The sequence below is a fragment of the Burkholderia sp. Bp8963 genome (assembly GCF_003854275.1).
In the GTDB taxonomy this organism is placed as follows: Bacteria; Pseudomonadota; Gammaproteobacteria; order Burkholderiales; family Burkholderiaceae; genus Burkholderia.
In genome coordinates this window covers 37,564-63,050 of sequence record NZ_QTQP01000008.1, presented here as the reverse complement: position 1 = coordinate 63,050, position 25,487 = coordinate 37,564, and the positions used below count along the sequence as shown (strand labels likewise).

At 70.1% G+C, this 25,487-nt stretch carries 17 protein-coding genes; 10 read left to right on the top strand and 7 right to left on the bottom strand.

Annotation, left to right across the window (positions count from 1 at the left end):
- Nucleotides 1-181: 181 nt before the first annotated feature.
- Both DID96_RS08905 and DID96_RS08900 read right to left on the bottom strand, forming a co-directional pair.
- On the bottom strand, nt 182-1,375 hold the full coding sequence (locus DID96_RS08905; protein WP_124598992.1) for an ammonium transporter: 1,194 nt from the start codon (nt 1,373-1,375) through the stop codon (nt 182-184).
- 288 nt (nt 1,376-1,663) lie between these two features.
- Nucleotides 1,664-1,999, bottom strand: coding sequence for a hypothetical protein (locus DID96_RS08900; protein WP_124598991.1), 336 nt, complete (start codon nt 1,997-1,999; stop codon nt 1,664-1,666).
- 191 nt (nt 2,000-2,190) lie between these two features.
- Here DID96_RS08900 and DID96_RS08895 point away from each other — a divergent pair, with 191 nt between their 5' ends.
- The 5 genes from DID96_RS08895 to DID96_RS08875 all read left to right on the top strand — a co-directional run bounded on the left by DID96_RS08895 (nt 2,191) and on the right by DID96_RS08875 (nt 7,360).
- Nucleotides 2,191-2,613, top strand: coding sequence for a hypothetical protein (locus DID96_RS08895; protein WP_124598990.1), 423 nt, complete (start codon nt 2,191-2,193; stop codon nt 2,611-2,613).
- A gap of 93 nt (nt 2,614-2,706) precedes the next feature.
- Nucleotides 2,707-3,162: an Rrf2 family transcriptional regulator gene (locus DID96_RS08890; protein WP_124598989.1), complete on the top strand. Its 456-nt coding sequence runs from the start codon at nt 2,707-2,709 to the stop codon at nt 3,160-3,162.
- 122 nt (nt 3,163-3,284) lie between these two features.
- Nucleotides 3,285-3,926 (top strand): NAD(P)-dependent oxidoreductase, encoded by a 642-nt coding sequence (locus tag DID96_RS08885; RefSeq protein WP_124598988.1) that lies wholly within the window; start codon nt 3,285-3,287, stop codon nt 3,924-3,926.
- 216 nt (nt 3,927-4,142) lie between these two features.
- Entirely contained in the window at nt 4,143-6,632 is a 2,490-nt protein-coding gene (locus tag DID96_RS08880) for a mechanosensitive ion channel family protein (RefSeq protein WP_260463830.1), read from the top strand.
- A gap of 257 nt (nt 6,633-6,889) precedes the next feature.
- Entirely contained in the window at nt 6,890-7,360 is a 471-nt protein-coding gene (locus DID96_RS08875) for an Lrp/AsnC family transcriptional regulator (RefSeq protein ID WP_124598987.1), read from the top strand.
- A gap of 59 nt (nt 7,361-7,419) precedes the next feature.
- Here DID96_RS08875 and DID96_RS08870 read toward each other — a convergent pair whose 3' ends face one another.
- From DID96_RS08870 to DID96_RS08860, 3 genes are all read right to left on the bottom strand, one after another.
- Nucleotides 7,420-8,211: an ABC transporter ATP-binding protein gene (locus tag DID96_RS08870; protein ID WP_124598986.1), complete on the bottom strand. Its 792-nt coding sequence runs from the start codon at nt 8,209-8,211 to the stop codon at nt 7,420-7,422.
- A gap of 4 nt (nt 8,212-8,215) precedes the next feature.
- On the bottom strand, nt 8,216-9,877 hold the full coding sequence (locus DID96_RS08865; RefSeq protein ID WP_124599116.1) for an iron ABC transporter permease: 1,662 nt from the start codon (nt 9,875-9,877) through the stop codon (nt 8,216-8,218).
- 61 nt (nt 9,878-9,938) lie between these two features.
- Nucleotides 9,939-10,982, bottom strand: a complete 1,044-nt coding sequence (locus DID96_RS08860; RefSeq protein ID WP_124598985.1) for a Fe(3+) ABC transporter substrate-binding protein — start codon at nt 10,980-10,982, stop codon at nt 9,939-9,941.
- A 254-nt stretch (nt 10,983-11,236) separates the two neighbouring features.
- Between DID96_RS08860 and DID96_RS38220 the strand changes: the two genes are divergently transcribed.
- Nucleotides 11,237-11,401 (top strand): hypothetical protein, encoded by a 165-nt coding sequence (locus DID96_RS38220; RefSeq protein ID WP_185732203.1) that lies wholly within the window; start codon nt 11,237-11,239, stop codon nt 11,399-11,401.
- A 174-nt stretch (nt 11,402-11,575) separates the two neighbouring features.
- On the opposite strand, the gene DID96_RS08855 is transcribed toward DID96_RS38220, so the two are convergent.
- Complete coding sequence (locus DID96_RS08855; protein ID WP_124598984.1) at nt 11,576-12,943, bottom strand: amino acid permease; 1,368 nt, start codon at nt 12,941-12,943, stop codon at nt 11,576-11,578.
- A gap of 261 nt (nt 12,944-13,204) precedes the next feature.
- Nucleotides 13,205-15,544, bottom strand: coding sequence for an FUSC family membrane protein (locus DID96_RS08850; RefSeq protein WP_124598983.1), 2,340 nt, complete (start codon nt 15,542-15,544; stop codon nt 13,205-13,207).
- 204 nt (nt 15,545-15,748) lie between these two features.
- Between DID96_RS08850 and recC the strand changes: the two genes are divergently transcribed.
- The 4 genes from recC to arfB are packed head-to-tail and all read left to right on the top strand — an operon-like array spanning nt 15,749 to nt 25,474.
- The gene (gene recC, locus DID96_RS08845; RefSeq protein ID WP_124598982.1) at nt 15,749-19,087 is read left to right on the top strand and encodes an exodeoxyribonuclease V subunit gamma; all 3,339 of its coding nucleotides are present in this window, start codon (nt 15,749-15,751) and stop codon (nt 19,085-19,087) included.
- Nucleotides 19,084-22,821, top strand: a complete 3,738-nt coding sequence (gene recB / locus DID96_RS08840; RefSeq protein ID WP_124598981.1) for an exodeoxyribonuclease V subunit beta — start codon at nt 19,084-19,086, stop codon at nt 22,819-22,821. The genes recC and recB overlap by 4 nt, the downstream gene beginning before the upstream one ends.
- Nucleotides 22,818-25,073: an AAA family ATPase gene (locus DID96_RS08835; RefSeq protein WP_124598980.1), complete on the top strand. Its 2,256-nt coding sequence runs from the start codon at nt 22,818-22,820 to the stop codon at nt 25,071-25,073. Before recB ends, DID96_RS08835 begins: the two co-directional genes overlap by 4 nt.
- Nucleotides 25,070-25,474, top strand: coding sequence for an alternative ribosome rescue aminoacyl-tRNA hydrolase ArfB (gene arfB / locus DID96_RS08830; protein ID WP_124598979.1), 405 nt, complete (start codon nt 25,070-25,072; stop codon nt 25,472-25,474). Before DID96_RS08835 ends, arfB begins: the two co-directional genes overlap by 4 nt.
- The last annotated feature ends 13 nt before the right edge of the window (nt 25,475-25,487 follow it).

The window sequence follows — 25,487 nt, the reverse complement described above, 5'->3', positions numbered from 1 at the left end:
GGGTGTCCAGTTTCGGTTATTGGAAGAATCGCCGTCGCGCGTTTGCAAACAGCAAGCGGCGCGAAGGCTATTTGAAAACTGGGCGGAAGTTTATAGGCGCTCGATGAAAGTTTTTTGAATTGAAATTGTATGGTTGCGTCGGGCGTCGGGCGTCGGGCGTCGGTTTGGCGCTCGGTTGTGCTCAGTCTCGTTCAGGCGTTGCCGAGATGCGGTGGATCGACAGATCGGCGCCGTCGAATTCCGCCTCGCGATCGAGGCGCAGGCCGACGGTCGCTTTCAGCGCGCCGTAGACGAGCGTGCCGCCGGCCAGCGCGATCGCGATGCCGCCGAGCGTGCCGAGCAGCTGCGACACGAACGACACGCCGCCGAGGCCGCCGAGCGCCGGCAGCCCGAACACGCCGGCCGCGATGCCGCCAAGCGCGCCGCACATCCCGTGCAGCGGCCACACGCCGAGCACGTCGTCGATGCGCCACTTGTTCTGCACGCAGGTGAACATTGCGACGAACAGCGCGCCGGCCGCGGCGCCGGTCGCGAGCGCACCGATCGGGTGCATCACGTCGGACCCCGCGCACACCGCGACGAGCCCCGCGAGCGGGCCGTTGTACGTGAAGCCCGGGTCGTTGCGGCCTGCTAGCCACGCGGCGAGCGTGCCGCCAACCATCGCCATCAGCGAGTTCACTGCGACGAGGCCGCTCACCTTGTCGAGCGTCTGCGCGCTCATCACGTTGAAGCCGAACCAGCCGACCGCGAGCACCCACGCGCCGAGCGCGAGAAACGGGATGTTCGACGGCGGGTGCGCGGCGATCCGCCCGTCGTTGCCGTAGCGGCCGTGGCGCGCGCCGAGCAGCAGCACCGCGGGCAGCGCGACCCAGCCGCCGAACGCATGCACGACGACCGAGCCCGCGAAATCGTGGAACGGCGCGCCGAACGCGTGCGTGAGCCACGCCTGCACGCCGTAGCGCTCGTTCCATGCGATCCCTTCGAAGAACGGATAGATGAAGCCGACGATGATCAGCGTCGCGACGAGCTGTGGATTGAATTTCGCGCGCTCGGCGATCCCCCCGGAGATGATCGCGGGAATCGCGGCGGCGAAGGTCAGCAGAAAGAAGAAGCGCACGAGCGCGTAGCCGCTGTGCTGCGACAGCGTGCCGATGTCGTCGAAGAACTCGACGCCGTACGCGATCGTGTAGCCGATGAAGAAGTACGCGATGGTCGACACCGAGAAATCGACGAGGATCTTCACGAGCGCGTTGACCTGGTTCTTCTTGCGCACCGTGCCGAGTTCGAGAAACGCGAAGCCCGCGTGCATCGCGAGCACCATGACCGCGCCGATCAACAGGAACAGTGTATCGACGCCGGATTTCAGACCATCCATTCCGAAGCTTCCTTGCTCAAAAAGTGGGCGAGGAACGCAAAAATCGAGCCAACGTGGTGAACGGATGCGTGGAAATGGTGCGAGGGCGCGATCCCGTGCGGCTTTCCGGGGAATCGCGCAGGTGCTTCGCTGCGCGGCCATGGGGTGGCGTCGATCGAGGCCGCACGCGTGTGGTGCGAAGCGTGCCGATCTGGTGCGCGCCGGGCGCGGTATGGTGCAACGTGGTGCAGTGCAGTGCAGTGCAGTGCAGTGCAGTGCAGTGTGCGCGGTGCGCACCGGGCTCGCGCGTCAGTGGCGCGTGAACAGCGTGCGAGTGCGGCGCAGCCGCAGCGCGAGCACGGTCCAGTAGGTGGAAACTGACGCCAGCCCGAACGCGGCGAGCGCGAATGCGGCGAAGCCGGCCGGCGACGCGTCGGCGCCGGCCGTGCCGAGGATGCCGCGCGCGACGATCAGCGCGGCTGTCCAGAAGCCGAGGATCGCCTGCGTGATCAGGCGCGCGGAATCGATGCGGCGCTTGCGGCCGATCTCCGGCGCATAGCGGTGGCGCGGCGCGCGCAGGAACAGAAACAGTGCGGCGGCCGTCAGCACGGCGAGAACGATGAACCAGTCGACTAGGAAATGCATGGACGTCGGGAGCGCGGCGATGTGAGTTGAGGCTGCATCACTTTAGTGCCACTGTCCGCGCGTTTGAATCAGACGAGTTCGAAATTGAAAGCCATTTTTAACCTGCAGCCGCGAAATGCGGCGCGCACAGGCGGTATCATCGACGTCGGTCCAATTGTGAAGGCCGTGCGACGCGCGGCCGGAGAATGCTGATGAACATGAAGTCTTGGCGGGTGCGCAGCGCGCCCGTTCTGGTCGCTGCCGCGTGCGCCGCAGCGTTGCTCGCAGGATGCGAGAAATCCGGCGCGCCGTCCGCGCCACCGCCCGATACGGCCGCGAGCGCGGCCGCCGACGTCGCGAAGCACGCGACCCAGGCGATCGACCAGGTCGCGAGCGCGGTGAACCAGCAGCTCGGCGCCGCGAAGGCCGGGATCGCGTCCGCTGCGTCGGCCGTGCCGCCACTGTCGGCCAGCAGCCTCGCGGCCGCCGCGCAGGCGCAGTTGAACGCGGCGGCATCCGCCGTCGTTGGCCAGGCCGCGTCCGAAGCCGGTGCAAAGATCGCGGAAGCGGGGCGCAAGCTCCAGCAATGGAACCCGCAGGGCGCGTCCGGAGCGAAGCCCGCCAGCGGGCAGTGACGCGCCGGTTGCACGAATGATGAAATGTAACTATCATGGTTGCATATTGTCGCTGGAAGCCGGTACGGGCCGGCGTCGCCGAGTGAGTCAGGAATGAATACCAGCAGCCGGTTCGCGTTTGCCGTCCACGTGCTCGCCTTGCTGTCGATGCAGGAAGGCGTGCCGCTGTCGTCCGACGTGATCGCGGGCAGCGTCAACACGAACCCGGCGCTGATCCGCCGGCTGCTGTCGATGCTGGCGGCCGCGGGGCTGACCACGTCGCAGCTCGGCGCGGGCGGCGGCGCGCTGCTCGCGCGCGAGCCCGGTGATGTCACGCTGCTCGACGTGTACCGGGCGGTTGACGACGCGCAGCTGTTCGCGCTGCACCGCGAGGCGCCGAATCCCGCATGTCTGGTGGGGCGGCACATCCAGGGCGTGCTGACCGACTACATTGGCGATGCGCAGCGCGCGATGGAAGCGTCGCTCGCAACCCGCACGCTGGCCGACGTGACGGCCGACGTGCTGCATTCCGAGCAGCATCGGCAGCAGCAGGCAGGTGCCGGCGGATGAGTGCCGGCAGGTGGTGAAGTGAGCCGGACCGGGTCCGGCACGACGCGGGGTTGACCACCCCATTTTTTTCGCTCTTATATGTAATTATGTAAGTTACATATTTTTCTTTCTGGAGAAACGACATGACGCAACGTCCTTTGAACATCGCACTGTTTGGCGCCACCGGCATGATCGGCTCGCGCATCGCGGCGGAAGCCGCGCGACGCGGCCATCGCGTAACGGCGCTGTCGCGCACGCCCGGTGCGACCGCCGACGGCGTCAACGCGAAAGCGGCCGACCTGTTCGATCCGGCCAGCATCGCAGCCGCGCTGCCGGGGCATGATGTCGTCGCAAGCGCCTACGGCCCGAAGCTGGACGACACGGCGAAGGTCGTCGCAGCCGCGCGGGCGCTCGTCGCCGGTACGCGCGAGGCGGGCCTGAAGCGGCTCGTCGTGGTGGGGGGCGCGGGCTCGCTCGAAGTCGCGCCGGGCAAGCAGCTCGTCGATGCGGAAGGGTTTCCGGACGCCTACAAGGCGGTCGCGCTCGCACACCGTGATGCGCTCGACTACCTGCGTACGGTTGAAGACCTCGACTGGACGTTCTTTGCGCCGGCCGCATTGATCGCGCCGGGCGAGCGCACGGGCACGTTCCGCACCGGTGTCGGCAAGCTGATCGTCGACGCGAACGGTGACAGCAAGATCTCGGCGGAAGACTACGCGGTCGCGTTCGTCGACGCGCTCGAGCAGGGCAGCTTCGTGCGCGAGATCGCGACCGTCGCGTACTGAGCGCGTAGTGAGCAAGTGGGCGGCCGGCGGGCGGCGAAGCCAGGCCGCCGGCGACCCGCTTCGGCGGGCGCACCGCAACTTGCGGCTACACTAGGCGATCCGTGCTTCCCCAGACAGGATCGCATTTTGCTTTCGGATTCCTTGCATCTTCCGGGCTGGGTGATAACGGGCTGGTTAACGGGCTGTTCTTCGGCCAGGTTTTCGGCCTGTTGTCTCGTGTTGCTGGCCTTGCTCGCCGTCGCGCGCGGGTGGGTCAGGCCCCGTATCGTGTTGTGCGCGGCGGCGCTCGGCCTCGCGTTCGCGCAGCCGGCCGGCGCCGCCGTCACGCCTCCCGGTCTCGCCGCCTTCCAGAAACTGATCGCGCCGGCTGCGGCCGACGCGCCTGCATCGGCGTCAGGGGCTTCAGGGGCCCCATCGTCCGCATCGGCCGCATCGGGCGTGGCCGCGTCGGGCACCGCCGCGGCGTCCGCGCCATCGCCGGCGAGCGCCGCGGAGATCGCGCGTTCGTTCAACGCGGTGATCCGCATGCTCGACAACGATCGGCAGCGGACCGCGCTCGTGTCCCAGCTCAAGGCGCTGCGCGACGTCGCGCAGACCGCGCAGGCGGCGTCAGCCGCATCGGCCGCGTCGGATGCGAATGCCGGCCTGTGGGGCGCGATCGCGTCGGGCATGGCGTCCGTCGAAGCGAACATGAAGCACGGCGACTCGCCCGCACGCTACTGGGCGGGCCGCTTCAACGCGGCAGGCAACGAGCTGTATACGATCGTCAGCGGCCAAGGGCCCGAGTCGTTCGGCGTCGTCGTGCTCGACTTCGTGCTGCTGCTGCTCGGCTGGGGCGCCTGCGCAATCGCGCTGATCTGGCTGCAGCAGCGGCTCGCCGCGCGGGCCGGCGTCGTCATCAAGCTGAATCCGAACCCTAGCGCGGGCGAGATGCTGAGGTTCGCGCTGCGCCGCGTCGGGCCATGGATCATCGCGTTCGCGGTCGTGTTCGCGATGTCCCGAAACCTGCCGGAATCGCTCGGCCGCATCGTCGCGCTCGTGGTCGCGTACGTGATCGTGGCGGGCTCGGTGTTTGCTGCGCTGTGCCTGATCATGTTCGCGCTGTTCAGTGCCGGGCATCGCCGGGCGGCGGGGCACGTGCTGATCGAGCGGTCGTGGCGCCTGCTGCGCGTGATCGGCGCGTTCGGCGCGCTCGGCGACGCCGCGCTCAACTACGACATCGCGCACCAGCTCGGCACCAATCTCGCGGGCCTGATCGCGACGGTCGCGAACATGGCGGCCGCAACGCTCTGCGCGTATTTCGCGCTCGCGTACCGGCGGCCCGTCGCGCACCTGATCCGCAACCGCAGCCATATGCAGCGCACCCAGCACCGCGCGACGACCGAGATGGCGGAATTTGCCGCGTGGGTCTGGCCGGTGCCGGTGCTGCTGCTCGCGTTCGCCGCGGTGCTGGGCACGCTCGCGGGCAGCAGCACGTCGTCGAACCTGCTGCAGACGTCGGTCGTCACCGCGCTGCTGCTCGTGCTCGCGTTCTTCCTGTCGGCGGTCGTGCTGCGCATCACGCGCCCGAACCCGACCCATCGCCGCGTGCGGCGCAACCAGTCCGCGTACATCGCGCGGCTCGTGCGCTTCGCCGGCTCGCTCGTGACGCTGCTGATCTGGCTCGGCTACGTCGAGCTGACGTCGCGACTGTGGGGCATCTCGATCGCGCGGATCGTCGAGCACAGCGTCGCCGCGCGCGGGATCGCGCAGGCGGTCACCGCGATCGTGGTCACGTGGTTCGTGTCGTGGCTCACGTGGATCATCGTCGACACCGCGATTCTCGAGGCGCTCAATGCTGCCGCCGCGCGCCGCGGCCGCAACCCGAGCGTGCGCGCGCGCACGATGCTGCCGCTCGTGCGCAACGTCGTGTTCATGACGATCCTGACGATCGCCGCGGTCGTCACAGCGGCGAACCTCGGGATCAACGTGACGCCGCTGCTCGCCGGTGCGGGCGTGATCGGCCTCGCGGTCGGTTTTGGCGCGCAGTCGCTCGTGTCGGACCTGATCACGGGGCTTTTCATCATCGTCGAGGACACGATCTCGGTCGGCGACTGGATCGACGTCGACGGCGGGCATGCGGGCACCGTCGAACACCTGTCGATCCGCACCGTGCGGCTGCGCGACGGGCAGGGCGCGCTGCACGCGATTCCGTTCTCGCAGATCAAGATCGTGAAGAACCTGTCGCGCGATTTCGGCTGCGCGGTGTTCGAGGTGCGCGCGCCGCTGTCCGCCGACGTCGACGCACTCACGCACCTGATCCGCGACGCGGGCGCCGACCTGTGGAGCGACTTCACGGTGCGGCGCCTGATGCTCGGCGGCGTCGAGGTGTGGGGGCTCGACCGCTTCGAGCCGAACTGGCTGATCGTCAAAGGCCAGATCCGCACGCAACCGCAGCAGCAGGCGGCCGTGATGCGGGCGTTCAACGCGCGCGTGAAGGCGAGGATGGAAGCCGCGGGCATCGAAATTCCGGTGCCGCAGATGCAGGTGGTCGGGGCGCCGTGGGCAATGCACGGGGAGCCGGTGGCGGACGTCAGCGAGACCCCGGTGGCCAGCGAGGCTGCGCCGCTTGTGCCGGTCGCTGCGGCGGTTTCCGCGTCGGCGCGTTCCGCAGACCACGCGGGGCCGGTTTCGGTTTCGTCGCCGCGAGACGGCAGTTCGGCCTGACGCATCGTCGCGATCCGTTCGCCGGACCCGCCATACACGTGCAGCGACACGGCCGCGGCCTCGCCCGCCGCGCTGCACGGTCACGGAAAGGGCGGCTGACGTTCGCATCGTGTTCTCGTTTGCGTTGTCGGGCACGTGACGGAAACGCACACGCATGATTGGTATTTATACCGGTCGACGCGAAGACACGGATTCCATATTGTTCCCCGGGATGTGCTATGCATAGAACAATTTTCTATCCAGGAGGGGCCGGGGAAATGGATGCCATCGATCGCAAGCTGCTCGAGCTGCTGCAGGCGGATGCCACGCTGCCGATCGCGGAGCTCGCGCAACGCGTGAACCTGTCGCAGACGCCGTGCTGGAAGCGCGTGCAGCGGCTGAAGGAAACCGGCGCGATCCGCGCGCAGGTGGCGCTCTGCGATCCGCGCAAGCTCGGCGTCGGCACGACGGTGTTCGTCGCCGTGCGCACCAATCAGCACACCGAGGAGTGGGCGCAGCGCTTCACGCAGGCGGTGCGCGACATGCCGGAAGTGGTCGAGGTCTATCGGATGAGCGGCGAGACCGATTACCTGCTGCGCGTCGTGGTGGCCGGCATCGACGACTACGATCGCGTGTACAAGCAGCTGATCCGCGCGGTGCCGTTGTTCGACGTCAGTTCGTCGTTCGCGATGGAGCAGATCAAGTATTCGACCGCGCTGCCCGTGCGCGACGTTGCCGAACCCGCATAGCGCGCGGTGTGATGGCTGCCGCAGTGCGCGGTGCCTCGCCTGCGGCGTGCGGGGCACCGTCAGCGGTGCAGTGCGGCTTCGGCGCCGCGCGCGAGCGCACGGGCGCGTTCGTCGGCGAGCGCGTCGCGGCGCACGAAGTCGGCGACGAATGCGCTCGCCGGATGATGATGCAGCGCGTACGGCGTGTCCCATTGCGCAAGCCGCCCGTGCTGCATCACGCCGATCCGGTCGGCAATCGCGAACGCTTCGGCCTGGTTGTGCGTGACGAGAATCGCCGTGTGGCCCGTGCGCTTCAGGATGTCGCGCAATTCGAACGCGAGCCGCTCGCGCGTATCGACGTCGAGGTTCGAGAACGGCTCGTCGAGCAGCAGCAGTTCCGGCGACGGCGCGAGCGCGCGGGCGAGCGCGACGCGCTGTTGCTGGCCGCCGGACAGTTCGTGCGGATAGGCACCCGCGGCATCGGCGAGGCCGACGAGTTCGAGCATCTCGGCGACGCGCGCGCGCCGTTCGGCGGCCGGCTGCCGCCGCAGGCCGAACGCGACGTTGTCCGCGGCGCTCAGGTGCGGGAACAGCGCGTAGTCCTGGAACATCATGCCGATGCGCCGCCGCTCGGGCGGCACGTCGATGGACGGCGACGCGACGGGCGCGCCGTCGAGCACGATGCGGCCCGCGCGCACCGGCTCGAAACCGGCGATCGCGCGCAGCACGGTCGTCTTGCCGCAGCCGGACGCGCCGAGCAGGCAGCCGATGTCGCCGCGGGGCAGCGCGAGGCTCAGCGCGTCGACCACCGTGCGGCGGCCGTGGGGTGTGTCGTAGGCGACGCAGAGGGCGTCGAGTTCGAGCAGGTTCATGATGTCAGGATCCGATCTTGTGACGGGTGCGGGCGAGCAGGATCACGGGCACGAGCCCCGCGAGCACGATCGCGAACGCGGCGACCGCGCCTTCCTCGTAGGTGCCGCGCGCGGCCTCCGCGTACAGCCAGGTCGCGAGCGTGTCGAAGTTCAGCGGGCGCAGCAGCAGCGTCGCCGGTAATTCCTTCATCGCGTCGACGAACACCAGCAGCGCGCTCGTCGTCATCGCGGGCCGCAGCAGCGGCAGGTGCACGCGCCGCAGCGTGCCGCCCGCGGTCTCGCCGAGCGAGCGGGCCGCCTGTTCGAGCGATGGCGGGATGCGCGCGAGGCCCGCTTCGATGCTGCCCGCCGAGATCGCGAGGAAGCGCACCGTGTACGCGATCACGAGCGCGCCGACCGACCCCATCAGGATCAGCCCGTCGCGGCCGAGCAGCGCGCCGATCGCGCGGTCGGCGGCCGCGAACGGCAGCAGCAGCCCGATCGCGAGCACGGTGCCGGGCACCGCGTAGCCGAGGCTCGCGATCCGTGCGCAGACGCGCGCCGGGCCTGTGCCCGCGCCACCGCCGCTGCCGCTGCTGTCACGTTGTGTGCGCGCGGCCCAAGCGACGATCAGCCCGCATGCGAGCGTCGCCGCGGTGGCGGCGAGCGCGACCGTCAGCGTGTTCGCGAGCCCCGTCAGCAACTGCGCGGACACGCCGCCGACGAGATGGAGCCGCTTGGCCGTTTCGACCGCGAGATACGCGGCCGGCGCGCCGAAGCCGAGCAGCACCGGCAGCCAGCCGAGCGTGGCGGCGCTCCACGCGGCCGGGCCCGTCAGGCGGCGCGGCGCGATCGGCCGCATGCGCCGGCCGTGCGTATAGCGCTGGCGGCGGCGCCCGTAGCGTTCGAGCGCGATCATGCCGACGACGATCGCGAGCATCGCGAGCGCGATCTGCGCGGCGCCGGCGAGATCGGAGCGCGTGATCCACGTCGTATAGACGGATACCGTCAGCGTCTGCACGCCGAGAAACTCGGACGCGCCGATGTCGTTCAGCGTCTCGAGCAGCGCGAGGCTCGCACCGACCGCGATCGCGGGCCGCGCGAGCGGCACGACGACGCGCCAGAACGTCGCGACGCGTCCCGCGCCGAGCGTGCGCGCGGCTTCGAGCAGGCTCGCGGACTGCGTGACGAACATCGCGCGCGTGCTCAGGTAGACATACGGATACAGCACGAAGCCGAGCACGAAGATCGCGCCGGGCAGCGAGCGCAGGTCGGGCAGCCGGAACTGGCGCGGGCTGTCGAAGCCGAGCAGCCAGCGGATCGCGCCCTGCACGGGGCCGATCGGGTGCAGCAGGTCGAGATACGCGAACGCGACGATGTAGGTCGGCACCGCGAGCGGCAGCAGCAGCGCCCAGGTCAGCGCGCGGCGCCCCGGGAAGTCGTACGCGGTGACGAGCCACGCGCAGCCGGTGCCGACGGCCGTGACGATCGCGCCGACGCCCGCGAGCAGCAGCAGCGTGTTCGCGAGCGCCTGCGGCAGCACGAATTCGGCGAGGTGACGCCAGTGTGCGAAATCTGCGTCGAGCGCGGCGCAGATCAGCGTCGCGAGCGGCGCCGCGACTGCCGCGGCGATCACGAGCGCCGCGACGAGCCAGATGCCGCCCTTCACGCGCGGCGCCCGCCGCAGGCGACGCGCGCGCGCGAACGACGCGTCGGTCGGGGCAGTTGGGGCAGTCGGGCCAGTTGTGTCAGTTGTCAAAGCCGACCTTGTCGACGAGCTGGCTTGCCTGCTTGCGATACTTCGCGATCTCCGCGAGCGGCAGCGGATCGACCTTCAGCGGGCCGAAGCTCGCGACGACCGGGTCGAGCTTCACGTTCGCACGCACCGGATACTCGTAGTTCGCCTGCGCGTACAGCGTCTGCGCGTCGGGCGATACGAGGTATTCGAGCAGCCTGACCGCGTTGGCCTTGTGCGGCGCGTGCTTCGCGACCGCCGCGCCGCTGATGTTCACGTGCGTGCCGCCGCTCTTTTCGTTCGCGAAGGTCGGCCGCACGACCTTGATCGCGTCGCCCCATTTGCGCGCGTCGGAGCCAGGCTCGGCGTTCTTCATGTGGCCGACGTAGTACGCGTTCGCGAGCCCGACGTCGCAGATGCCGCCGAGGATGTCGCGTGCGACGTCGCGGTCGCCGCCTGTCGCCTTGCGCGCGAGGTTTGCCTTCACGCCGCGCAGCCACTTCTCGGTGGCGGCCTCGCCGTCGTGCGCGATCATCGCGGCGACGAGCGCAGTGTTGTACGGATGCTGGCCCGAGCGGATGCACACCTTGCCTTTCCATTTCGGATCGGCGAGATCTTCGTAGCGGAACGCGTCGACCTTCAGGTCCTTCTCGACGTACAGCACGCGGTCGCGCAGCGACAGCGCGTACCAGTCGCCCTGCGCGCCGCGCAGGTTCGCGGGAATCGCGTCGTCGAGCGCCTTCGAGCGGACCGGCTGCGTGAGCCCGCCGTCGACGAGGTCGAGCAGGTTGCCGATGTCGACCGTCATCAGCACGTCGGCCGGCGACTGGCCGCCTTCCGCCTTCACGCGTTCGAGCAGGCCGTCCTTCACGAACACGGTGTTGACCTTGACGCCGCTCTGTTTCGTGAACGCGTCGATGAGCGGCTGGATCAGCTTCGGCTCGCGGGTGGTGTACAGGCTGACTTCGTCGGCGGCATGGGCAAGCGGCGCGAACGCGGCGGTGGACACGGCGAGGGCGCTGACGAGCGGAAGCAGGCGGGTGCGCGAAGGCGACATGGAGGCTCCGATGAGGCAGGCGGGCTAATGGGTGTTCCGGGGCGCGCCTGCCGCTCGAGCAACCCGGAACATTACACAATGAAAGATTTCGGATTCTAGATCGAAATGGGAACGATTATCAAATGAAAGCTTGCGGCGAGCCCTGGCAGGCGTGTGTAGAAGGGGGGACGGAGCGCGAAGGGAGAGTTTCGGCAAGGTGCGCGCAAGCGCGTAAAATGCCCGCTTCGATGAATTTGACGGAGCAGGGCCGCACCATGAACGATCAGCGCAAGAAGAATCCGGTACGCAACGTGGGCATCCTGATCGTCGTGGCCGTGTCGATCGTGATCGGGACGATCCTGTACAACGCGATCTCGGAGAAGCGCGCGTACGACGAGGCCCATCCGGCCGAAGCGACGAGCGCGTCGACCGCGCACTGACGTCGCGGCGGCGCACGCGCGAGACGCGTCGAGCCGCCGGACTGTCGGGCTACCGGACCACCGAAACAACAACGCGAATCCGGCCGGGAGCGGCGGGATTCGCGTGCCCGGGACCGGTCCGGCCCCGACAGAAGCGACGCGCGGGCACCGGAGTCGGCGCGCCGCGCGTTTGCGTCAACGTGACGCAGGAGCGAATTTCGGGCGGATCCGGACGAAGAAGACGGCCGCGAGCAGCACGAGCCACGCGGCGCCGACATACAGCGCGATGCGCGTGTCGTCGAACCAGCCGAGCATCACGATCACGAGGCCCATGAACGCGATCGTCAGCGCCGGCGCGACCGGCCACAGCGGCACCTTGAACTTCAATGCCGCGACTTCGGCTGCCGGCAGGCGCCGCCGCATCGCGACCTGCGACAGCAGGATCATCAGCCACACCCACACCGTCGCGAACGTCGCGATCGCCGCGACCACCAGGAACACGTCCTTCGGCATCAGGTAGTTGAGCAGCACGCCGACGAACAGCGCGCCGGCCATCACGAGCACCGTGACCCACGGCACGCCGTGGCGCGACGTCGACATCAGCACGCGCGGCGCCTGGCCTTGCTGCGCCATCCCGAACATCATGCGGCCCGCGCCGAAGATGTCGCTGTTGATCGCCGAGATCGCCGCGCTGATCACGACGAGGTTGAGGATCGTCGCAGCCGATTTCACGCCGAGCGCCGAGAAGATCTGCACGAACGGGCTGCCGTCGTTGCCGACACCCGTCCACGGGCTGATCGACATCAGCACGATCATCGTCAGCACGTAGAACAGCAGGATCCGCGCGGGCACCGCGTTGATCGCGCGCGGGATCACGCGCTCGGGGTCCTTCGCCTCGCCGGCGCTCATCCCGATCACCTCGATGCCGCCGTACGCGAAGATCACGACCGACAGCGACGCGATCAGCCCGCCGATTCCGTTCGGCAGGAAGCCGCCGTGGTTCCACAGGTTCGCGAGCGACGGCGCGTCGGCCGCGTGGCCGAGATGCATGCCGGTCGCGAGGATCGCGACGCCGCCGCCGATCATGGCGACGATCGCGCCGACCTTGATGATCGACAGCCAGAACTCGAGCTCGCCGAACACCTTCACGTGGCACAGGTTCAGCCCGCAGATCACCGTCACGACGCCGAGCACCCAGATCCACTGCGGCACGCCCGGAAACCAGAAGCCCATGTAGATGCCGAACGCGGTGATGTCCGCGATCGCGACGATCACCATTTCCAGCGTATAGGTCCAGCCGGTGACGAAGCCCGCGAACGGGCCGAGGTTCTCGGTCGCGTAATGGCCGAACGAACCGGCGACGGGCTCGCGCACGGCCATTTCGCCGAGCGCGCGCATCACCATGTAGACGGCTGCACCGCCGAGGATGTAGGCGAGGATCACCGCCGGGCCCGCGAGCTGGATCGCGGACGCCGAGCCGTAGAACAGGCCGGTGCCGATCGCCGAGCCCAGCGCGAGAAAGCGGATGTGCCGCGCGCTCAGGTGGCGCTGCAAGTTCTTCATCGAGTCTCCGATATGGTTATTGCGATGGACCGGGCGAGCGGGGCCGGTCCGGTCGAATCGAAGTTGTCTATACAACTTGAAATCGGACGAATGATACCAAGCGACGCGCGTCGCGCGGAATCAGGGAATCCCTGACTGGCGCAACGCGCGGAAGCGGCAAGGGGAAGCGGGGCGGCGGCGTGCCGCCCGGTGCGATGCATGGTTGCGGTCCGTCGGAACAGAGGCGCGGGGGCAAGCGGGCGCCCGCGGGCCCCCGCGGCGTCATGCGGGCAAGCGGATCACGCTCGCATCCTTGCGGATCAGCAGCGACGACGCGAGCATCTGCTTGCACTGGTGCGCGAGCACCTTCAGGTCGTGCGTGCGCTCGGCGCTTACCGAGCCGGACTGCTCGGCGGCGACGACCATCGCGTCGAGATCGCGCGTGATCTGCCGGGTCGCCTCGAGCTGGTGCGCGGGCGGCGGCTCGCCGGCCTCGGCCTTCTCGAGGTTGTCGAGCACGGCGGCGAGGCCGCGCTGCAGCGCGTCCGCGTGGTTCGGGGCTGGAACGGCGGGATTGGCCGGATTGGCCGGGCCGCCGTCGGCCGAGCAAGCATTGCGGATCAGCGGCGCGGCGGCCGTGATCTGCGCGCCGAGCACGTGCGTCTGCACGAGCAGGTCGTTCAGCTCCGGCACGAAACGCTGGTGCGCCTTCGGCTCGATCATCATCCGCTGGAATGCCTGGCCGAGGTTCGCGAACGCGATGTGCACGTTCTTGCGCGCGAGGCGATACGGGTAGTCGCTATCGAGGCTGGCCGCGGGCACCTCGACCGCGGCCGCGACGACCGGCACGACGGCCGCGCCGTCGGGGCCCCGCATCGCGGCCTCGGACACGGCCGGCGCGCGCCCGCTGCGTCCGACGCGCCACGCGGCCTCGAAGTACTTGCGGGTCGAGCTCAGCACGTCGGTGACGAGCTTGCCCATCAGCCGGTACTCCCAGTACGGGAACAGCCGGCTCGCGGCGATCGCGATCATGCAGCCGACCACGGTGTCGATCGCGCGCTCGCCGATGATGCGCATGTTGCCCGGCGCGAGCAGGTGGAACATCAGCAGCACGTACGACGACGTGAACACGACGCTCGCCGCGTAGTTGAACAGCAGCAGGCTGTAGCTCATCACCATCGAGCCGAACATCATCACGATCAGCAGGTGCGGATTCTTGACCGTGTAGATCAGCGCGAGGCTCGCCGCGCAGCCGATCAGCGTGCCGACGATACGTTGCACGTTGCGCTGCTTGGTCAGCGAATAGCCGGGCTTCAGGATGATGATGCTCGTCATCACGATCCAGTAGGCATTGGTGAGCGGCAGCAGTCGCCCGAGCCAGAAGCCGACCGCGACCGCAATCGTCACGCGCAGCGCGTGCCGGAAGCTCGGCGAGCGCATGTTCAGGTTCGAGAAGATCAGCAGCGGCGACATCCGGCGGCGCTGCAGGAAGCGCGTGAGCGCCTTGTCGATCTTCAGCTCGGTCTGCTGCGGATCGGCGCGGCCGGACAGGTTGCGCCGCATCCGCTCGATCAGGCGCGTCGCGCTCCAGATGCGCCGGAACGTCGCAAGCACCGCCGCGTATGCTTCCGCGTTGGTGGTCGGGAAGTTCTTCTTGCGCATCAGCTCGATCTCGTACTCGATCGCGCGCAATTCGGCTTTCACGCTGATCCGTGAATGCGGCGCGCGGTTCTCGAGCACCGCGAGGCCGATCTCCTCGAGGTCGGCGGCCGCCTTGCGGATCAGGTCGCGATAGAAAATGATGAGATCGGAGCCGCCGAACGTGTTGCGCACGAGCGGGTAGTCGGTGTGCGCGCCGACGAACAGCTCGTGCAGGTCGACGCTGTTGATGAACAGGTTGTACATCGTCACGCGGCCTGGGTCGAGCTTGCCGCGCCGCAGCTTCGGCAGGTTGCGCAGCACGATGTCGCGCGCGGTTTCCTGCGTCTCGACCGCAGTGATCTGCTTCGCGACGAGATTGCGGTAGCACTCGTCGAGATCGGCGTCGAGGTCGTAGAACGCCGCGCGCGCGAGCAGGTAGTCGGCGCACGCGAACAGGCTCTCGGCGAGCGCCTGCTGCTCGATCCGGCGTGCCTGCCATTGCGACACGACGGTCGCCCAGTACGTGTACCAGAGGCCGCCCGCGAGAATCCAGCCCGCATTGATGAACGCCTGCAGCGGCGTGAGCTTCTCCTCGAGCGTCATCACCATCATGAACAGCGTCGCGAAGCTGATCTGCGGCCAGCGATTGCCGTAGACGACGATCAGCGACAGCACGAACGTGAGCGGCACGATCGTCAGCCACAGCGCGAAGATGTTCGGCGTAGCGAGCCCCGTCGCGAGCGCGGCGAGAAAGCCGATCACGCTGCACGCGAGCATTTCGTTGTGCTTGTACTTGAGCGGGCCCGGCATGTCGACGACGCACGCGCCGAGCGCGCCGGTCGAGATCGTGAAGCCGAGCTCGCGGTTGTGGAACACGATCAGGCACAGCACGGCCGGCAACGAGACGCCGACCGCGATCCGCAGGCCGCCGAAAAAATACTGGCTGTAAAAAAACTTTCTGATTTCGACGGAATAGCGCATCGATGGGCTGAATGGCTGACGACGACGCCAGGGCGGCGTCCGGACTGGCGACGAGTCTATCGTATTTCGCGCTGCCGAAGACCTTGCCTCCCGTAGATGAGCCGACCCTGGCCGTTCGGCGGATACGCGCGGCGGCGGTCGTTTGCTATCCTTGGTGCTTCCGTTCGCCCGGCCCGGCCGGCGCGACGCTTCGACGTCAGTTTCATGCTCCACCTCTTTTATTCGAACCGTCACGAAACGCTGGCCGATGCGCTGCTCGACGATCTCGCCGCATTCCCGGCCCGCGAAGGGCCGTGGGCGCCGCAGCAGATCATCGTGCCAAGCGCGGCGCTGCGCCGCCGTCTCGAACTCGACATCGCCGAGCGCCACGGCGTGTGCGCGAACGTCGAGTTCACCTATCTCGCGCAGTGGCTGTGGGCGCAGATCGGCCGCGTGATGACGGTGCCGAAGCGTTCGCCGTTCGCGCCAGAGCGCCTCGTATGGCGCTGCTACCGGCTGCTTGCCGGCGGGCAGGGCGACGCGCCGTGGCTTGCGTCGCCGCGGCTCGCCGCGTATCTGTCCGCGTCCGACGACGCGATGCGCTACGAACTCGCGCAGCGCGTCGCGACGGTGCTCGATCACTACCTGACCTATCGTCCCGAGTGGCTGGCCGCGTGGCAGGCGGGCGACTCGGTCCTCGCGGGCGACGGTGCGCCGCGCGGCGTCAGCGATGCGGCGCGCGACGACGAGCGCTGGCAGGCCGCGCTGTGGCGTGCGCTGCTCGCGGAGCTGAGCGACAGCGGCACGCCGCCCGCGCACCGCTTTCTCGGCGAAGCGCGCCATCTCGATCTCGACACGGTCGCGCGCTTGGACTGGCCGGAATCGGTCAGCGTGTTCGCACTGCCGACGATGCCGCCGCTGCACGTCGCGCTGCTGCGCGAGCTGTCGCGCTGGATCGACGTGCGGATCTACGCGCTCAACCCGTGCCGCGAGTTCTGGTTCGACATCGTGACCGCCGCGCACGCGGAGGCGCTCGACGCGGCCGGGCGGCTCGACTACCAGGAAGTCGGCCATCCGCTGCTCGCCGAATGGGGCCGCCAGACGCAGGCGCAACTGCACATGCTGCACGAGCTGACCGAAAGCGCGGCGTCGGGCGATGCGTCGTACTACGTCGGGAATCCCGCGCCGACCTGGCTCGCGCGGATCCAGAACGCGATCCTCGACCTGCAGCCCGAAGCGGATCTCGGCGCACCGCCCGTGGAACACGGAATCGAAGTGCACATCTGCCACAGCCTCGCGCGCCAGCTCGAGGTGCTGCACGACCGCCTGCTTGCATGGTTCGATGCCGACGACAGCCTGCGGCCGTCCGACGTGCTGGTCGCGGTGGCCGACCTCGCGGCGGCGGGGCCGTTGATCGACGCGGTATTCGGCACGGCCGGCCCGGGCGGCGCGCGCGTGCCGTACCGGATCACGGGCCTGCCGCCGTCGCAGGCGAACCCCGTCGCGCGCGTGCTGCTCGACTGGCTCGCGCTGCCGGAGCGCCAGGTCGGCGCGCCGGAGCTGATCGAATGGCTGCGCGTCGATGCGGTGGCCGCGCGCTACGGGATCGACGCGGCCGCGCTCGAAACGGTGCAGACCTGGCTCGCGGCCGCCGGCGCGCGGCGCGGGCTTGCGCCGCAAGCGAGCGATGACGCGGCGGTGCCGCAGCCGCGCCACACGTTTTCGGATGCGCTCGCGCGCCTCTTTCTCGGTTACGCGATGCCCGACGGCGCGGCGCCGGTCGGCGCATGGCTGCCGATCGAGGCGGCGACGGGCAGCGAGGCCGAGCTGCTCGGCCGTCTCGCGCGTTTCACCGACGATCTCGACGGCTTCGCGAGGCGGGTCGGGGAGCCGCACGCGCCGCGTGCGTGGAGCGAGCTGTTTGCCGACACGCTCGCACGCTTCTTCGATTCCGGCGCCGCGCATGCCGATGCGCTCGCGGGCGTGCGCGACGCGCTCGACGCGCTGCTGGCCGCGATGGCGGAAGGCGCGCCCGAGCAGGCGCTGCCCGCCGCGGTCGTGCGCGCGGGGCTCGCGGCCGCGCTCGACGATCCGGCCCGCGGCGGCGTGCCGTGGGGCGGCGTGACGTTCTCGTCGCTGACGAGCCTGCGCGGGCTGCCGTACCGGGTCGTGTGCCTGCTCGGGATGGACGACGGCGTGCTGCCGAGTCTCGCGCGCGCGGACGAGTTCGACCTGATGGCCGTGCTGCCGAAGCTCGGCGACCGGCAGCGGCGCGACGACGAGCGCAACCTGTTCCTCGACCTGCTGCTCGGCGCGCGCGACCGGCTGCTGATCGCCTATACGGGGCGCAGCATTCGCGACAACGCGCCGCTGCCGCCGGCCGCGCTCGTCGACGAACTGCTCGACCATCTCGCGCTCGTCGCGGCCGGTCCCGACGCCGCGCCGGACGACGTTGACGCCGCGCGCCGTTCGTTCGTCGTCGAGCATCCGCTGCAACCGTTCGCGGCCGCCTATTTCCAGCCCGACGGGCCGCTGTTCTCGTACGACGCGGAACGGGCGTCGCTCGCGACGCTGCTGGCGGCCGAGCAGCCGGGCGGCGGCGCGCGCGACGCGGCGTTTTTCGCGCGGCCGTTGCCGGCCGAGCCCGTCGAGCCGGTCGCGTTCGCCGACTTCGAGCGCTTCTGGCGCCACCCGGCGCGCGCGCTGCTGCGCGAGCGTCTCGGCATCGTGCTCGCGGATGCGCAGGCGGAGCTGCTCGACACCGAGCCGTTCGCGCTCGACTTCGCGGGCAGCGACGCGCTCGCCGAGCGCGTGCTGCCGCTGCTGATCGAGTCGGGCGAAGCGGCCGCGCGCGATCACGCGCTGCGCATCGCGGACGCGAGCCCGGAACTGCCGGGCGGCGCGACGGGCGCGGTCTGGCGCGACCAGGCGCTCGGGTCGCTGACGCAACTGGCGGCAAACGTGCGGCGCGCGCTTGCCGACGGCGCTGAGCGGCTGCCGTTTTCGCTCGAAGTCACGCCGGTCTGGCCCGATACGGAGCAGCCGCTGTTCGGCGCCGACGATGCGGCGCTCGCGCGTGATGCGGTGAGCGCGCCGCTCGCGCTGCACGGCACGCTGAACCGGCTGACGGCCGCGGGCCAGGTCATCTACCGCTATGCGCGGCCGAGCGCGCGGGATTACCTGTCCGCGTGGCTCGCGCATCTCGTCTATTGCGCGGTGGTGCCGGACGGGCCGCGCCGCACGCTGTGGTTCGGCAGCGGCGGCGCATTCGAGCTCACGCCCGTCGCGGCGCCGCTCGCGCACCTCGCGCCGCTTGCCGCGCTGTTCCGCGCGGGCCGGCGCATGCCGCTGCGCTTCTTCCCGCGCAGCGCGTGGGCCCGGGTGACCGACAGCGAGGCCAAGGCGGCAAGTGTCTGGATCAACGACCGGGTCGTGAGCGAAGCCGACGATCCCGCCATTGCGATCGCGTGGCGCGGCGCGAACCCGTCGCTCGACGAACCGTTCGGCACGCTCGCCCGGCTCGTGTTCGAGCCGCTCGTCGAACATCTGAGGGACGCGTCATGAGCGGTACATCGCATCCGCTCGCGGCGCTCGAGCTCGACGTGTTCGCGTGTCCGCTCGACGGCGTCAACCAGATCGAGGCGTCGGCGGGCACCGGCAAGACGTGGAACATCTGCGCGCTGTACGTGCGCCTGCTGCTCGAAAAGGATCTCGGCGCAGACCAGATCCTCGTCGTGACCTTCACGAAAGCGGCGACCGCCGAGCTGCACGAGCGGATCCGCGGCCGCCTCGCGCAGCTTGCGCATGCGCTCGACACGGGCGACGACGGCGGCGATCCGTTCATCGCGCGCCTCGTCGAAACGACGCTCGGCGACGGCGGCATGCTCGATCCGGAGACGGCCGCGAAGCGGATCCGGCGCGCGCTTCGGGCGTTCGACCAGGCCGCGATCCACACGATCCACGCGTTCTGCCAGCGCGCGTTGCAGGAGGCGCCGTTCGCGGCCGCGATGCCATTCGCGTTCGAGATGGAAGCCGACGACGCGTCGCTGCGTTTCGAGCTCGCCGCGGATTTCTGGCGCACGCGCGTCGAGCCGATGGCCGCACGCTGGCCGGGCTTCGCAGCGTGGCTTGTCGAATCGGGCGCCGGGCCCGCCGCGCTCGACGCGCAGCTCGCGCGCCGGCTGAAGAAGCCGCTCGCCGCGCTGCGCTGGGACGGCGTCACGGAGCCTGACGCATCGGCGGAAGCGGCGGCGGCCGAGTGCTTTGCGGAGGCGGCTCGGATCTGGTCCGCCGAACGCGACGCGATCGACGCGCTGCTGCGCGCCGCGCAGCCTGCGCTCAACCAGCGCTCGCACAAGCCGGAAGCGGTTGCCGACGCGCTCGCCGCGTGGGCTGCGCATTTCGCGCAGTCCGACGCAAGCGCCGCGTTGCCGAAAGCCGCACTGAAGCTGACGCGCACGGCACTCGTGAAGGCGACGAAGAAAGGCGGCGCGACACCCGGGCATCCGTTCTTCGACGTCGCCGACGCGCTCGATGCGGCGGTGGCCGCCGCCGAGGCCGCGCAGCGCGCGCGCTGGCTCGCGCTGATCGCCGCATGGCTCGAGGACGCGCCGCGCGAGCTGGCCGAACGCAAGCGCACGCGGCGCGTCGTGTCGTTCGACGACCTGCTCGCGAACCTGCACGACGCATTGCACGCGCACCCGTGGCTTGCCGATACGCTGCGCGCGCGCTATCCGGCCGCGCTGATCGACGAGTTCCAGGACACCGATCCGCTGCAGTTCGCGATCTTCGACCGGATCTTCGCGCCCGGCGGGCCGCTGTTCCTCGTCGGCGATCCGAAGCAGGCGATCTACAGTTTCCGCGCGGCCGATCTGCATACGTATCTGGCGGCGCGCGCGCGGGCGAGCGCGTGCTACACGCTCGCGGTCAACCAGCGGTCGACGCCGGCGATCGTCGACGCATGCAACCGGTTCTTCCTGTCGAACCCGCGCGCGTTCGTGCTCGACGGGCTCGACTATTACCCGGTGCGCGCGGGCACGCGCGTGCGCGCGCCGCTCGCCGACGAGACCGATACGGACCAGTCGGGCCAGCCCGGCGACTTCCGGATCTGGACGCTGCCGGGCGGTGACGACACGCGGCTCAAGCGCGATGCGCAAGCGCAGGCCGCGCAGGCGTGCGCGGCCGAGATCGCGCGCTTGATGCGCGGCGCGCGCGACGGCCGCGTCCGGCTTGGCGACACGCCGCTGTCGCCGGGCGATATCGCGGTGCTCGTGCAGACGCACCGGCAGGGCAGCCTCGTGAAGCGCGTGCTGGCGACGTGGGGCATCGGCAGTGTCGAGCTCGCACAGGCATCGGTATTCTCGACCGGCGATGCCGAGCAGCTCGAACGCGTGCTAGCGGCGATCGATGCGCCAGGCGACCTGCGGCGCCTGCGTGCGGCGCTCGCGTCCGACTGGTTCGGCCTCGACGCGGGCGCGCTGTGGCGGATGGAGCAGGGCGACGCAGACGCCGGCGGAGGCGATGCGCGCGGCGCGGCAGCGGATGCGTCGATGGACGGCGCCGACGCGATGAGCTGGGTCGAGCGTTTTTCGCGCTATCGGTTGCTGTGGCGCGAGCGCGGGTTCGCGGTGATGTGGCGCACGTTCACGCGCGAGCTGCGGATCGCCGAGCGGCTGATGGCGGGCGCCGACGGCGAGCGCCGCGTGACGGACGTGAATCATCTCGCCGAGCTGACGCAGGCGCGCGCGTCTGCGCAGCCGGGCATCGCGCCGACGCTGCGCTGGCTCGCCGCGCAGCGGCTCGACGGCGGCGGCGAGGAAGCGCAGCTGCGCCTCGAGTCGGATCGCAATCTCGTGCAGATCGTGACCGTGCACAAGTCGAAGGGCCTCGAATACGCGATCGTGTTCTGTCCGTTCCTGAACGATGGCGGGCTGCGCGAGCCGCCGGCGTCCGGTCTTCCGGACGCGCGCGAGTATCACGACGACGCGGGCGACGCGGTGCTGCACTACGGTTGCGACGACGAGGCCGCCGAGCATGCGGCGCGGCAGGTGATGCGCGAGCAGGCGGCGGAGCGCGCACGGCTCGTCTACGTTGCGCTGACGCGCGCGGTCTACCGGTGCTATCTCGTCGCGGGGCCGTACGTGTCGTCACGCTCGACGCGCGAAGCGCGGCGCAGCGTGCTCAACTGGCTCGTGGCCGGCGCCGGCCACGCATTCGACGCATGGCTCGACGAGCCGCCGGACGATGCCGCGCTCGACCAGGCCTGGCGTGCGCTCGCGGGCGGGCCGGTCAGCGTCAGACCGTTGCCGGTGCCGACCCATCGCGAGCGTCTTGCCGCCGGACACGATGCGACGCAGACGCTCGCTGCGCGTCGCGCGTCGCGCGTGCTGCGCGATGCGTGGCGGATGGCGAGCTTCAGTTCGCTGACTGCGACGATGGCGCGCGAGGAGGCCGGCGTCGCGGCCGTGCCCGATGAAGAGCTGCGGCCCGACCACGATGCGCTCGCCGCGTTCGCGCCCGATGGCGACGCCGTCGACGCGTGGCAGGCGGTGGTGCCGCCCGACGACGACATTCTCGTGTTTCCGCGCGGCGCGGCGGCCGGCGAGTGCCTGCACCGCCTGTTCGAGCTGAGCGACTTCACCGATCCGGCGTCGTGGCATGCGGCGGCGCTCGGCGCGCTGCACGACCGGCCCGTCGAGGCCGAGCCCGAGCTCGGCGAGCGGCTGCCGGCGATGATGGCGCGGCTCGTCGACGACGTCGTGCGCACGGAACTCGTGCCAGGCATGCGCCTTGCCGATCTCGATCCGGCGAAGCGGCTCGACGAAATGGGCTTCCTGTTTCCGGCGCCGTCGCTGGACCTGACCGCGCTGCGGCGGCTGCTCGTCGCGCACGGTTATCCGGACGTCGCGCTGGACGCGAGCGTGCTCGCCGGTTTCATCAAGGGCTTCATCGACATGATCGTCGAACATGACGGCCGGTTCTGGATCGTCGACTGGAAATCGAACCATCTCGGCAGTACGCCGGATGCGTACGGCCCGCGCGCGCTCGACGCGGCCATGGCCGATCACGCGTACCACCTGCAGGCGCTGCTCTATACGGTCGCGTTGCATCGCTACCTGCGCGGCCGTGTGCGCGACTACGACTACGACACGCACATCGCGGGCTATCTGTACCTGTTCGTGCGCGGCGTGCGGCCGGCGTGGCGCAGCGATGGCGCGCCGGCCGGCGTGCATGCGCGGCGGCCCGCGCGCGAACTCGTCGACGCGCTCGACCGGATGATGGAAGGAGGCCGCGCATGAGCACGCCCGACGATACGCTCGCGTTCACCGGCGGCCTCGTCGCACGCCTGCCCGAACCGGCTGATTTCGGCATCGCGCTGGCGGAAGGGTTCGCGCGCCGGATCGGCGAACTCGCGCGCCGCGCGGGCGCGCCGGCCGCGGCCGCACGCTGGGCCGCGCGGGCCGCGTTCGCGGCCAGCCGGGCGACCGCGGGCGGGCATGTCTGCGTGTCGCTCGGTGCGCTCGCGCAGCGTTACGACGAGCCGCTCGCCGACGTGCGCGCGGCGCTCGCGGCGAGTGGCGTCGTCGCGTTCGGCACGCTCGAGCGCGGCGACGAGCGTCCGCTGATCGTCGACCGGCACGGCCACCTCTATCTCGCGCGTTATTTCGACTATGAGCGGCGGCTCGCCGATGCACTGGTCGCCCAAGCCGACACCGCCGTGGCCGACGATGCGCTCGCGCCCGACGCATTGCGCGAACGCCTTGCCCGCTACTTCGGGCCGGCGACGGGTGACGTGGACTGGCAGCGCGTCGCGGCGATCGTCGCGCTGACGGGCCGCGTGACCATCGTCAGCGGCGGCCCCGGCACCGGCAAGACGACCACGGTCGTCGGCGTGCTCGCATGCCTGCTGGACGCGCATCCAGGCCTGCGCATCGCGCTCGCCGCGCCGACCGGCAAGGCCGCCCAGCGGATGCAGGAAGCGCTGCACGCGCGAGCGGGCGACCTGCCGCCCGAACTCGCCGCGCGCCTGCCGGACACGTCGTATACGCTGCATCGGCTGCTGGGCGGCGGCGGTGCGGCGGGTTTCCGCCATCATCGGGACAACCCGCTGCCCTACGACCTGATCGTCGTCGACGAGGCGTCGATGATCGACGTCGCGCTCGCCGCACATCTGCTCGACGCGCTCGCGCCGGGCGCGCGGCTCGTGCTGCTCGGCGACAAGGACCAGCTTGCCGCGGTCGAGGCGGGCGCCGTGTTTGCCGAGCTGAGCGCGCGGCCGTCGTTCAGCGCGGCCGCGCGAGCGCGCATCGCGCAGGCGCTCGGCATCGACGAAGCGGCGTTCGCCGCGGCGCTTCCGGTGCCCGAACCCGTGTCGGCGCCAGCGACGCCGGCGACGCCGGTTGCCGCGGCAGTCGTGCGCAGGCCGGCCGCTCGCGCGCGGGTGGACGACCGGCAAGCGTCGCTGTTCGACATGCTGCCTGACGACAACGCCGACAACGCCGACGCGGCGACGGACGCCGCGTTCGCGGCTGACATCGCGCGCGACGCGGCCAACGTGGCCGACGCGGCCGACGCGCCCGCATGGATCGAGGCCGACGAACTCGCGTGGCTCGATGAAGCCGCGGTTCCGCCGCTCGACAGCGGCGATGCGCAGTGTGCGGCCGCGGCGATCATCCCGGCGGCCGACGTGCCCCTGGCCGCCGATGCGCGTGCGCCGCTCGCCGATTGCGTGGTGTGGCTCGAGCACAATTACCGCTTCGGGCTCGATTCGCCGATCGGCCGCCTGTCGCTCGCGATTCGCCGCGGCGACGTGCAGCACGCACTCGACGCGTTGCCGGCGAGCGACGCGGCCGCTGCGTCGTTCCACGAAGATGCCGGCGACATGCTCGCCGCGGCGACGGTCGAGCGCCTCGCGCAGCGTTTCTCCACCTATCTCGATGCGTTGCGCGACGCGCTCGCCGCGCGCGAGCCCGATCCATTGCCGCTGTTCGACGCGCTCAACCGGTTCCGGATCCTGTGCGCGACGCGCAGCGGGTCGCGCGGCGCCGAGCACGTCAATGCGCTCGTCGCAGCGCACGTGCGCCGCGCCGCACGCGTGCCGCTCGCGGTCGGCGCACACTGGTTCACCGGGCGGCCGATCATGGTGACGCGCAACGATTACGCGCTCGGGCTCTTCAACGGCGACATCGGCATCGCGCTGCCCGATGCGCATGGCGTGCTGCGCGTGTGGTTCAAGCGCGCGGACGGCACGGCGCGCGCGGTGTCGCCGGCCGCGTTGCCGCCACACGAGACTGCGTTCGCGCTGACCGTCCACAAGTCGCAGGGCTCGGAGTTCGACGAGGCGGCGCTCGTATTGCCGGCGACGTTCGGCCGCGTGCTGACGCGCGAGCTGGTGTATACGGCGGTGACGCGCGCGCGCACGCGCGTGCAGGTGATCGGCACGCGGCGCGTGCTTGCGCAGGCCGTCGCGACGCGCACGCAGCGCGATTCGGGGCTGTCCGCGCGTATCGACGAGGCGCTCGCGCGGCGCCGTGCGGAGGAACTGCGATGATGGTCCGCTATACGCTCGACCCGGCCGAGATCGAATGGACCGCGGTGCGCGCGCAGGGCGCGGGCGGGCAGAACGTCAACAAGGTATCGAGCGCGATTCACCTGCGGTTCGACATCCGCGCGTCGTCGCTGCCCGATTTGCTCAAGGAGCGGCTGCTTGCACTGTCGGACCAGCGCATCACGCGCGACGGCGTCGTCGTGATCAAGTCGCAGGAACACCGCACGCAGGAGAAGAATCTCGACGCCGCGCTGGCGCGCCTCGACGCGTTGATCCGCAGCGTCGCCGTGACGCCGCGTGCGCGCGTCGCGACGCGGCCGACACGCGCATCGAAGGAGCGGCGGCTGGAGCACAAGGCGCGCCGCGGCGCGGTGAAATCCGGGCGCGGGAAGGTCGTCGACTGACGCCGGCGGGTTG

Coding starts and splice junctions, on each gene's coding strand:
- DID96_RS08905 (WP_124598992.1), bottom strand. CDS start 1,375: ATGGATGGTCTGAAATCCGGCGTCGATACACTGTTCCTGTTGATCGGC.
- DID96_RS08900 (WP_124598991.1), bottom strand. CDS start 1,999: ATGCATTTCCTAGTCGACTGGTTCATCGTTCTCGCCGTGCTGACGGCC.
- DID96_RS08895 (WP_124598990.1), top strand. CDS start 2,191: ATGAACATGAAGTCTTGGCGGGTGCGCAGCGCGCCCGTTCTGGTCGCT.
- DID96_RS08890 (WP_124598989.1), top strand. CDS start 2,707: ATGAATACCAGCAGCCGGTTCGCGTTTGCCGTCCACGTGCTCGCCTTG.
- DID96_RS08885 (WP_124598988.1), top strand. CDS start 3,285: ATGACGCAACGTCCTTTGAACATCGCACTGTTTGGCGCCACCGGCATG.
- DID96_RS08875 (WP_124598987.1), top strand. CDS start 6,890: ATGGATGCCATCGATCGCAAGCTGCTCGAGCTGCTGCAGGCGGATGCC.
- DID96_RS08870 (WP_124598986.1), bottom strand. CDS start 8,211: ATGAACCTGCTCGAACTCGACGCCCTCTGCGTCGCCTACGACACACCC.
- DID96_RS08860 (WP_124598985.1), bottom strand. CDS start 10,982: ATGTCGCCTTCGCGCACCCGCCTGCTTCCGCTCGTCAGCGCCCTCGCC.
- DID96_RS38220 (WP_185732203.1), top strand. CDS start 11,237: ATGAACGATCAGCGCAAGAAGAATCCGGTACGCAACGTGGGCATCCTG.
- DID96_RS08855 (WP_124598984.1), bottom strand. CDS start 12,943: ATGAAGAACTTGCAGCGCCACCTGAGCGCGCGGCACATCCGCTTTCTC.
- DID96_RS08850 (WP_124598983.1), bottom strand. CDS start 15,544: ATGCGCTATTCCGTCGAAATCAGAAAGTTTTTTTACAGCCAGTATTTT.
- recC (WP_124598982.1), top strand. CDS start 15,749: ATGCTCCACCTCTTTTATTCGAACCGTCACGAAACGCTGGCCGATGCG.
- recB (WP_124598981.1), top strand. CDS start 19,084: ATGAGCGGTACATCGCATCCGCTCGCGGCGCTCGAGCTCGACGTGTTC.
- DID96_RS08835 (WP_124598980.1), top strand. CDS start 22,818: ATGAGCACGCCCGACGATACGCTCGCGTTCACCGGCGGCCTCGTCGCA.
- arfB (WP_124598979.1), top strand. CDS start 25,070: ATGATGGTCCGCTATACGCTCGACCCGGCCGAGATCGAATGGACCGCG.